We start from the raw sequence: 11,067 nt of genomic DNA, 5'->3' as shown, positions 1-11,067 counted from the left end.
CGGAGAATAGTGTCGCGGCGACGAAGACGGTGGCAGTGCAGGGGCCGCCGATCGTGACGAGCGGCGCGGGTTCCTCCGCATTCGTGGCGGGCGACAACGCCGCCTCCACACCGGTTGCCGTAGCCCCGGGCTTGACGGTGACCGATGCAAGCAGCGGTGGCCTGCAGTCGGCAAGCGTTTCGATCACAGGTAACTTCCACGGCAGCGAAGACGTACTCGCGTTCACGAATACGAACGCTACGGCATTCGGCAATATCGCCGGATCGTACAACGCCTCGACGGGTGTGCTGACGCTCACGTCTTCGGGTGGGGCCGCCACGCTCGCACAATGGCAAAGCGCGCTGGAATCCGTGACCTATACCGACACGGCGGTTACGCCCAATGCCGCGACGCGCACGATCAGTTTCACGACAACCGACAGCAACGGCAACACGAGCAATACGGCTACGCGTACGGTCACGGTGGCAGACACGGACCAGACCCCTATCGTAACGACGACGGGCGGCACGACGAACTACGTCGGCGGTGCAAGCGCGGTGGCCGTGGACAGCGGCGTGACGGTGAGCGACCGCGACAACACCACGCAAGCCTCGGGCGCGGTGTCGATCAGCGGGGGTTTCAACAGCGGCGACACGCTATTGTTTACGAACACGAGCAGCGTGCTCTTTGGCAACATCGCGGCGTCGTATAACGCTTCGACAGGCGTGCTGACACTGACTTCTGCGGGCGCGACGGCTACCGATGCACAATGGGCCAATGCATTCGACGCGGTGACGTTCTCGGCATCGTCATCCGCGACACCGGGCAACCGCACGATCTCGTTCGTGGTCAACGACGGCACGGAGAACAGTGTCGCGGCGACGAAGACGGTAGCAGTGCAGGGGCCGCCGATCGTGACGAGCGGAGTGGGTTCGTCCGCATTCGTGGCGGGCGACAACACCGCCTCCACACCGGTTGCCGTAGCCCCGGGCTTGACGGTGACCGATGCAAGCAGCGGGGGTCTGCAGTCGGCAACCGTTTCGATCACAGGCAACTTCCACGGCAGCGAAGACGTACTCGCCTTCACGAATCCGAACGCTACGACATTCGGTAATATCGCCGGATCGTACAACGCCTCGACGGGCGTGCTGACGCTCACGTCTTCGGGTGGCACAGCCACGCTCGCGCAGTGGCAGAGCGCGCTGGAGTCGGTGACCTATACCGACACGGCGATTACGCCCAACGCGGCGACGCGCACAATCACCATCGGCGTGACCGACACCAACGGCAACACCAGCAATACGGTCACGCGCACGGTAACGGTTCAGGACACGGACCAGACGCCGATCGTAACGACGACGGGCGGCACGACGAACTACGTCGGCGGTGCAAGCGCGGTGGCCGTGGACAGCGGCGTGACGGTAAGTGACCGCGACAACACCACGCAGGCCTCGGGCACGGTGTCGATCAGCGGGGGTTTCAACAGCGGCGACACGCTATTGTTCACGAACACGAGCGGTTCCCGGTTTGGCAACATCGCGGCGTCGTATAACGCTTCGACAGGCGTGCTGACACTGACTTCCGCGGGCGCGACGGCTACCGACGCACAATGGGCCAATGCGTTCGACGCGGTGACATTCTCGGCATCGGCCTCGGCGACGCCGGGCAACCGCACGATCTCGTTCGTGGTCAACGACGGCACAGAGAATAGTGTCGCCGCGACGAAGACGGTGGCAGTGCAGGGGCCGCCGATCGTGACGAGCGGCGCGGGTTCCTCCGCATTCGTGGCGGGTGACAACACCGCCTCCACACCGGTTGCCGTAGCCCCGGCCTTGACGGTGACCGATGCAAGCAGCGGCGGCCTGCAGTCGGCAACCGTATCGATCACAGGCAACTTCCACGGCAGCGAAGACGTACTCGCCTTCACGAATCCGAACGCTACGACATTCGGCAATATCGCCGGATCGTACAACGCCTCGACGGGCGTGCTGACGCTCACGTCTTCGGGCGGCACAGCCACGCTCGCGCAATGGCAGAGCGCGCTGGAATCCGTGACCTATACGGACACGGCCATCACACCGAACACCGCAACGCGCACAATCACCATCGGCGTGACCGACACCAACGGCAACCCCAGCAACACGGCCACGCGCACGGTCACAGTTCAGGACATCGACCAGACGCCGATCGCAACCGGCGGCGGCAACACCGTCGTCTATGCGGGTACGGGCAACGGCGCCAAGCCAGTGGCGCTCGATCCGGGTATCGTGCTGACCGACCGCGACAACGCCACGCTCGCATCCGCGACCATTCAGATCGGCGAGAACCTCGTGCCGGGTCAGGACGTGCTTGCGTTCACCGCCAGCGCCGCGACCGGCAACATCACCGCCACGTCGTACAACGCGGCAACGGGCGTGCTGACGCTGACTTCGAACGGTGCCAGCGCGACGCTGGGGCAGTGGGCGGCGGCGCTCGACGCCGTCACGTTCACCGAAGTCGGCCACATCGCCAACGGCACGCGCACCGTGAGCTTCACGGTCAGTGACGGCATCAAGACCAGTGCGCCGGTGACCGTTGGCGTGCAGGTCGAGGTGATCACCGACCGCCCCGCCGCAACCGGCCCGAGCCCGACCCCTTCGGAGCCGCCACCGCCGTTGAAGGACAGCATCCCGTACGGAAGCGTCGCGCCCGCTTTGCCGCTGGTGCTCACGGAATTCGCGCCGCCTGCCGACGTGGGCGCGTTGCCGGGGGTGCCGACGATTACGTTTTCGGGCCCGGGCAGTGTGACGACCGGTTTATCGCTGGACTTGACGAGCGTGACGCCGATTCCGCCGCTGCGCGACGTGAGCCTCCCGTCCTCGCTCGCGTGGGCGCCCGAACCCGTCGCCGAGGTCGTGAGCGTCGATGTCGCGGCGGGTCAGCCGTTCTCGATGCCGCTTGCCTCGGTGCTGCCCGACTCCGCTGGGGCAACCACCGTGCTGGTGCAACTCGCCGACGGTAGCGCGTTGCCGGGCTGGTTGCGCTACGACGCCGTTCACGGTGTGCTGCAAGGCGCACTGCCGCCTGGCGCCCACGACGTGCGCGTGGTTATTGACGAGCGTGCTGCCGATGGCCGCGTCACGCGGCACCAGATCGTGCTCGTACCACGGCACCGCGACACCGGGCACGAACACGCTCGCGCTGCACACCGCCATCCGGCCCAGACGCTGCAACCGGCGGCCGGGCGCACCGTCGCGCCGCTTGCCGCACGGGACAACGCCGGGCCGGAGCCTTTGCCGGCCGGCAAGCCGTCGCTCGCGCACCAGTTCGCGCAGGCACGAGCGGCGCTGCACGTCGCGCGGCCGGCCGGCCCCACGGCCATTGCTGCTCCGGTGCGCCGCACGTGAAGACCAAATTGTTTCGCTATCCGTACTTCCTTAACAAGAACCAGGACAACAAGAGATTCGTCAACGTGAGACCAACGCACGCACTTCCCTCGGCACCGCGCCTGCCGCGCCGGTCGCTGATCGCACTCTCCGCCTCGGCGCTGTGGCTGTCCGGCTGCGCGCTCCACCCGACGCCGTTTTCCGACGCCGATCGCGTGCAGTCCGCACAGGCGGATCGCACCGCCATGTTCGCGGGCGAGCCGCCGCTGGGCGGCCCGGTGACGCTTGAAGAAGCGATGGCGCGCGCAGTCCGCTACAACCTCGACCATCGCCAGAAGATGATGGAAGAAGCGCTCGCGCAGCAGCAGCTCAATGTCGACAATTTCAACCTGCTGCCGCAGCTCACGGCGCAGGCCGGCTACACGTATCGCAACCAGCCGCTCGCCTCGTCGTCGCAGGGGCTGTACACGGACACGCAGGTCGTGCCGCCTTCGTACTCCACCGACCAGAACGATCGCACCACCGACCTGGGATTCTCCTGGAATCTGCTGGATTTTGGGGTGAGCTACTTCGAGGCCAAGGAGCAGGCCGACCGCGTGCTTGTGCTCGAACAACGGCGCCGCAAGGTCGTACAGTTGCTGATGCAGCAGGTGCGCGAGGCGTACTGGGAGGCCGCGGGGGCGCAGCATCTGCACGACCGCATCGGCCCGCTGCTCGACGAAGCGCGCACGGCGCTCGACGAGTCGCGCAAATCCCAGCAGGAAGCGCTGCGCTCGCCGCTCGAAACCTTGGGTTACCAGCACGCGCTGCTCGACATCATGCGCCAGCTCGAAGCCGTGCGCGATCAGTTGGAGGAAGCGAAGCCGCGTCTCGCCTCGCTCATGAACATCGCCCCCGGCACCGACTTCACGCTCGCGGCGCCCGACGGTTTCAACGTGCCGTCGTTCGACATGCCCATGGACCAGATGGAGGAAGCCGCGCTCGAGCACCGCCCCGAACTCGTGGAGGCGGACTACAACGAGCGCATCAGCGTCAACGAGACGCACAAGGCGATCGCGAAGCTGCTGCCCGGCGTCGAGCTGTCGTTCGGGACGCACTACGACAGCAACAGCTTCCTCGTCTATCACGCGTGGCGCGCCGCCGGCATCAACGTGAGCTGGAACCTGCTGAACGTGCTGAACGTCTCGAACATCCGCGGCATGGCGAAGGCGCAACTCGATGTGTCGCGCGCGCAGCGGCTCGCGCTTTCGATGGCGGTGCTCACGCAGGTGCACGTCGCGCGCGCGGATTTGAGCGCGAAGACGCGCCAGTTCGATCTCGCCAGGCAGATCAGCGACGTCGATCAGCAGATTCTCGAGCACACGCACAACGCAACCGTCGCGAATGCGCAGGGCAAGCTCGAAGAGATTCGGGCGGCGAGCGAGGCGATGATGTCGGAGTTGCGCCTCTATCAAAGCTATGGAGAGCTTGAGAGCGCGTATGGGCAGATGCTCGCGTCCATCGGGCTCGACCCCGTTCCGGAGAAGATGGCTGGCAACGATCTCGCGGCAGTCGAACAGTCGATTGTTCTCGCGGAGCGGCGCTGGGCCGCGCTCGGCGAAGCAGGCGGAGTGAAGACGCAATGAAGTCGAGCTGGCGTGCAGGAATGGGCAGTCTGGTCGTCATGGTGTGCATGCTGCCGGTCTGGAATAGGGCCGGTGCGGCAACACCCGTAGCGGAGCCGGCGGTGCCCGGCGCTGCGAGCGCGCAACCCGGCGACGGGCGCATTCGCGTCCAGCTCGTCTCGCGCGACGAGGTGGAGATCTCGAGCGAGATCGGTGCGAAGATCGCGTCGCTGCCGTTTCGCGACGGCGACGCGTTCCGCGCGGGGCAGACGCTCGTGTCGTTCGATTGTTCGCTGTACACGGCGCAGTTGCACAAGGCGCAAGCCGAGGCCGACGCGGCGCTCCAGCTCAAGCAGGTGGACGAGCGGTTGTTGCAATTGCATTCGATCGGCGAGCTCGACGTGGACGAAGCGCAGGCCAAGGCGAAAGCCAGCGGCGCAGAGGTCGCCTATATGCAAGCCACGGTTCGCAAGTGCGCGGTGGCCGCGCCGTTCGACGGCCGCGTGGAAAAGCGCAGCGCGGCGCCGGGGCAATACGCGGAAGCCGGCAAGCCGCTTTTGACGATCGTCGATACGGGGCATCTCGAACTGAAGATGATCGTGCCTTCGAAGTGGCTTGCGTGGCTCAGGCCCGGCCACGCGCTCACGGTTCAGGTGGACGAAGTGGGCAAGACCTATCCGGCGCGCGTGGCGCGAATCGGCGCCCGCGTCGATCCGGTCACGCAGACTGTCGATGTGACGGCCGCACTCGACAGCAACGGGGCCGAGCTGCTGCCCGGCATGAGCGGCTGGGCCGCTTTCGCGGGTCGTTGAGCGACGCTTTGACATGAACGCATCGGTCCGTATCGAAGCCGGCGATCTCGCGCTGTTGTGGCAACTGGCCGCGCGTGCGAGAGAGGCCGAGCGCGAAGAGACGCTCGGCTTCACGATCGTCAACGAAACCCAGTCGCTCGTTCCTTACCGGCAGGCCGCCTGGTGGCGCGCGCCCCTGCACGCGCCGGGTGCGGTTGCCGCCGTTTCGGGTTTGCCGCAGAGCGATCCCGGCGCGCCCTATGTGCAGTGGCTGGGGGAGATGTTCCGCGCCCTGGTGAAAGCAAGGGCGCACGAGGCTCAACGCAACGCCGCGCATGCGGGTGTTGCCGCAGGGGAAGCAGAGGATTCCGAAGGGATAAGGCAAGGAGGCGGCGCGGCAGGACCGGCATCTAATCCTGCGCTGGCGCGGGAGCCCTACGCCTTTACGTCGGCACATCTGCCTCAGGCGATCGCCGCCGACTGGGGCGAATGGTGGCCCATGCATGCCTTATGGGTGCCGCTCATTGACCGCTCGGGCCGCTCGTTCGGCGGCGTGGTGTTCGTGCGCGAGAACGCATGGGCCCGCACGGAAGAGGTCATGCTGGCCGAACTCGCGCAGGTGTGGGCGCATGCGCTCGCCGCATTCGCGCCCCGCGCGACGTGGGGCGAACGCGCGAAGTTGTTGCTGCGTCCCGGCAGGACGAGGCGCCGCACGCTCGCCGCGCTCGGTCTTTTGTGCGTCGTCCCGGTGCCGCTGTCCGTGCTCGCCCCCGCCGAAGTCACCGCGAAGGACCCGTTCGTCGTGCGTGCGCCGCTGGACGGCGTGATAGAGCGGCTTTATACGCAGCCGAATCAGCGCGTGGCACCCGGCACGCCGCTCTTTGCGCTCGACGCCACGACGCTCGCCTCGCGCTATGCGGTGGCAAACAAGGACTTCGAGACGGCCGAGGAGGAGTACCGCCAGACCGCACAGCTCGCCGTGACCGACGATCGCGACCGGCTCGACATGGCGATGAAAAAAGGCAAGCTCGACGAGAGCCAGGTCGAGCTCGACTACACCGCGCGCGAACTCGCACGCGTGCGCGTGACGGCTGCGCGCGCCGGCGTGGCGGTGTTCGCGGATCCGAACGACTGGAACGGCCGCGCCGTGTCGGTGGGCGAGAAGGTCATGCTGCTTGCCGATCCCGCACACGTCGAACTGACCGCCTGGCTGCCTGTGGCCGACAACGTCGATGTGAAACCCGGCGCCACGCTCACGCTCTATCCGAAGAGCTCGCCGCTTTCCGCCTACGATGCGCGGATCGATACGGTCGCCTACCGGGCCGAGCCGACACCCGACGGCGTGCTGGCCTATCGCGTGAAGGCAACCTTCACCGGCAGCGCACAGCCCGTGCTCGGCGCGATGGGCACGGCACGCATTCACGGCCGCTGGGTGCCGCTGGCGTACTACGTGTTGCGCAGGCCGCTGACGATCGCGCGGCAGTGGCTCGGCTGGTAAGGCCGTCCGCTTTCGTCTTTTTTTGCCCGATCTCTCCGTTCCTCCCTTACCGATCGACCTTCGCACGCAACCGAGCGCCCGACCGATGCCACGCCTTCCCCAACTGCGCCAGGAACTGACGCTGACCCGCGGCGCCGCGACACCCGAGGGCGCGCCCGCCTGGATGCTGCACGACCCGGCCGGCAACCGCTTCTTCCAGATCGGCTGGCCCGCGTTCGAAATGCTCTCGCGCTGGGCGCTCGACGACGCGCACGCGATTGTCGCGTCGGTCAACGAGCAGACCCCGCTTACCGTCGGCCTTGCCGACATCGAGGCACTGGTGCGCATGCTGCGCGGGCAGAACCTGCTCGTCGCGGCGAGCGCGGCGGACACCTCTCGCCTTGCCGCGGCGGCGGCCGCGAGCCGCCTGTCGCACGCGATGTGGCTGCTCAAGCACTACCTGATGATCCGCGTCCCGCTGTGGCACCCGATGGCTTTTCTGCGCCGCTTTGCGCGCTATGCCGAGCTTGCCTACCGTCCGGCGTTCTGGGCCGCGGTAGCGCTTGCGGCAGTCGTGGGGCTCGCGCTGGTGTCGAGGCAATGGGATGAGTTCGTCCACACGTTCCATGCGTACGCTGACTGGCGCGGCATCGTGGCGATCGGGCTCGCGCTCGCCTTTGCGAAAGTCCTGCACGAGTTCGGCCATGCGTTCACCGCCTATCGCTACGGTTGCCGCGTGCCCACCATGGGGGTCGCGCTGCTCGTGATGCTGCCCGTGCTGTACACGGACACCACCGAAGCATGGAAAGTCCCCGGGCGCGCGGACCGCCTGCGCATCGGGGCGGCCGGCATGCTCTGCGAACTCGCGCTCGCCGCGTTCGCGACGCTTGCATGGAGCCTTCTGCCCGACGGCCCCGTGCGCGCCGGCGCGTTTTTGCTGGCGACCACCACGTGGATCGGCACGCTCACGATCAACGCGAGCCCGTTCATGCGTTTCGACGGCTACTTCCTGCTCTCGGACTGGCTCAACATGCCGAACCTGCACGAGCGGGCGTTCGCGTTCGCACGCTGGCGCATGCGAGAGTGGCTGTTCGGCCTTGGCGATCCGCAGCCCGAACCGTGCCCGCCTTCGCGGCGGCGCTTTCTGATGGCGTTCTCGTTCGCGGCGTGGCTGTACCGGCTCGTCGTGTTCTTCTCGATTGCGCTCGTGGTCTATCACGCATTCTTCAAGGCGCTCGGCGTGGTGCTGTTCGTGGTCGAGTTCGGCTGGTTCATCGTGCGTCCGGTCGTGCGCGAGACCGGCGTCTGCTGGGGGCGCCGGCACGAATTGCGCTGGTGCCGCGAGACGGTGCGCGCTACCGCGCTCGGCGTGTTCGCGCTGGCGGTGCTCGTGCTGCCCTGGCATGGCGGTGTCGATGCGCCGGCGGTGTTCGGGCCGCTCGCCGCCCAAGGGCTCTATGCGCCGCAAGCCGGGTACGTTTCGGCGCAGGGCCCGCTTGCACGCGATGGAGCGTTCGTGCATGCGGGCGACGTGCTCGCCGTGCTCGAATCGCCGGACCTCGAACATCGGCTGAAAGCGGCGCAGACGGAAGAAGCGCTGCTGCGCTGGGAAGTCGATCAGCAGTCGTTCGATCAGCGCCTGCTGGAGCAGGGTGTCGCGCTTACGAAGCGGTGGGACGCGGCGCGCGAGTCGGTTGCGGGTCTGCAGGCGCAGATCGGGCAACTCACGTTGCGCGCGCCGTTCGACGGCACCGTGCATAGCGGCGACGATCTCGCACCCGGCACGTGGCTGCCGCGCGGCGAACCGATGTTCGACGTGGTCGGGCAGCGGGGCGTCAAGGGCGATGCGTTCGTCGGCGAGGACGACGTTGGCCGCATCGCGCCCGGCGACACGGTGCAGTTCGTCGCTTCGGTGGCGGAGATGGGGACGCTGCATTGCCGCGTCAGCGCGGTCGATCGCGTGAACGTGGCGACGCTCGACGAGCCCGCTATCGCGAGCGTATATGGCGGCCCGGTGCCCGCCGACATGCAGCCCGGCACAAAGCAGCTTGTGCCGCTCGCGGCCACCTATCGCGTGCGCATCGAGGGATGCGCCGGCGATCGGACGCTCGGCCGCCAGATCGTGGGGACCGCGACACTCGGCGCGGCGCGCGAGAGTTTTGCGGTGCGCGGTATCCGGTGGCTGGTGTCGGTTTTCGAGCGCGAGGGCGGAGCCTGACTCACGGAGGTCGCTGTCGCAGACGCTGGATCGGTGTCGAATGAAAGGCATTGGAAAGGATGTTTATGCCCTTCCAACGCATCGCGGAACCGGCGCAAGACGCCCGTGCGACAAGACCTTATTGCCGTCATTGGAACGTTCAATTGTTCTTTTCGGGCCGCTGCCTTCAAGATCGAGCCATGGCATAGGAACGTTCCCGTGCGCCTGCAAGGCAGGGTGCACGGGAACGCGGATTGGATTCGAGGACCAAAATGAGCACAGCGCAAGCACAGGCAGGTATGACAGCACGCACCTCGCGAGGCATGGCGGCCGTGCTCGCAGGGCGCGACAAGCGCTGGACTTCGAAACTGCTGTTCGCCGGCCCGGCCGTGGTGGCCTCGATCGCCTATATGGATCCGGGCAACTTCGCCACCAACATCCAGGCGGGCGCGAAGTACGGCTACTCGCTGCTGTGGGTCGTCCTTGCCGCGAATCTCATCGCCATGCTCTTTCAGGCGTTGTCGGCCAAGCTCGGTATCGTCACCGGGCGCAATCTTGCGGAATTGAGCCGCGAGCATTTTCCGGCACCGGTGGTGTACGGGATGTGGGGCATCAGCGAGATTGCGGCCATGGCCACCGACCTTGCCGAGTTTCTTGGCGGCGCAATCGGTTTGTCGCTGCTCTTTCATATTCCGCTGCTCGCAGGCATGGTGGTCACCGGCCTCGTGACCTACGCCATTCTCACGGGCGAGAAGCAGGGCTTTCGCCCGCTTGAGCTGATTATCGGCGGCCTCGTCGCGGCCGTGGCGTTGTCGTACGTCATCGAGGTGCTGATTGCTCACGTTGACTGGCGTGCCGCCGCGGCCGGAACGTTTGTCCCTCGCCTGCAAGGCCCCGGTGCGCTTTCCGTTGCGGTCGGCATTCTGGGCGCGACGGTCATGCCGCATGCCATCTATCTGCATTCGGGGTTGACGCAACGCCGCGCACGCGTCAGGAACGACGCGGAACGCAGCAAGCTCGTGCGGTTCTCGAATGTGGAGGTGCTGATTGCCCTCACCGTGGCGGGGCTCGTGAATATCGCCATGGTGATCATGGCGTCGGGCGCGTTCCATGCCGGCCACCCCGACGTGGCGGAAATCGAAACGGCCTATCACAGCCTCACGCCGCTGCTGGGCGCCGCCGCGGCCGGTATTTTTCTCGTCTCGCTGCTGGCGTCGGGCATATCGAGCTCCGTGGTCGGCACGATGGCGGGGCAGATGATCATGCAGGGCTTTACGGGCTATCGCATTCCGGTGTGGATGCGCAGGCTGGTGACGATGGTGCCGTCGTTCGTCGTTGTCGCGCTGGGTCTGAATGCGACCGATGCGCTCGTTTATAGCCAGGTTGTCCTGAGTTTTGCGTTGCCTGTGCCGATGATCGCCCTGATCGTGCTGACCTCGCGCCGCGATGTGATGGGACAGTTCGCCAATCGCCGCGGGGTGGTCGCCGCCGCGTGGATCGGAACCGTGGTGACGCTTGCGCTCAATGCCGTGTTGCTGCTGCAGACTTTTGGGGTCGCGATACCGGGGATGTGAGACGCCGTCGGGCCGCGCGAATGAAAAAGACGGGTTCCTCATGAAACCACCCGGCATCTTGTCGAGCGGGCTGCCGCCCG

Annotated in this window: 5 protein-coding genes and 1 pseudogene; all 6 read left to right on the top strand. The window is 66.6% G+C overall.

Annotated features, from left to right (window positions below; all coding sequences use genetic code 11):
• Positions 1–3,365, top strand: a pseudogene (locus BFE01S_RS45195) (DUF4347 domain-containing protein); the annotation flags it as partial.
• On the top strand, positions 3,362–4,969 hold the full coding sequence (locus tag BFE01S_RS40910) for a TolC family protein (protein ID WP_322787848.1): 1,608 nt from the start codon (positions 3,362–3,364) through the stop codon (positions 4,967–4,969). The pseudogene BFE01S_RS45195 and the gene BFE01S_RS40910, both read left to right, overlap by 4 nt.
• Positions 4,970–4,989: 20 nt before the next feature.
• A complete protein-coding gene (locus BFE01S_RS31395; protein ID WP_028228918.1) occupies positions 4,990–5,760 on the top strand; it encodes an efflux RND transporter periplasmic adaptor subunit in 771 nt (256 codons plus the stop codon).
• 13 nt (positions 5,761–5,773) lie between these two features.
• Positions 5,774–7,237, top strand: coding sequence for an efflux RND transporter periplasmic adaptor subunit (locus tag BFE01S_RS31390; protein ID WP_028228917.1), 1,464 nt, complete (start codon positions 5,774–5,776; stop codon positions 7,235–7,237).
• 85 nt (positions 7,238–7,322) lie between these two features.
• The gene (locus BFE01S_RS31385) at positions 7,323–9,434 is read left to right on the top strand and encodes an HlyD family efflux transporter periplasmic adaptor subunit (RefSeq protein ID WP_028228916.1); all 2,112 of its coding nucleotides are present in this window, start codon (positions 7,323–7,325) and stop codon (positions 9,432–9,434) included.
• A gap of 278 nt (positions 9,435–9,712) precedes the next feature.
• Complete coding sequence (locus BFE01S_RS31380; RefSeq protein WP_407668257.1) at positions 9,713–10,987, top strand: Nramp family divalent metal transporter; 1,275 nt, start codon at positions 9,713–9,715, stop codon at positions 10,985–10,987.
• Positions 10,988–11,067 lie beyond the last annotated feature (80 nt).

The sequence above is a fragment of the Paraburkholderia ferrariae NBRC 106233 genome (assembly GCF_000685035.1).
GTDB lineage: Bacteria > Pseudomonadota > Gammaproteobacteria > Burkholderiales > Burkholderiaceae > Paraburkholderia > Paraburkholderia ferrariae.
Note: the sequence above shows the minus strand (reverse complement) of the source record. Positions and strands in the feature narration are given on the sequence as shown.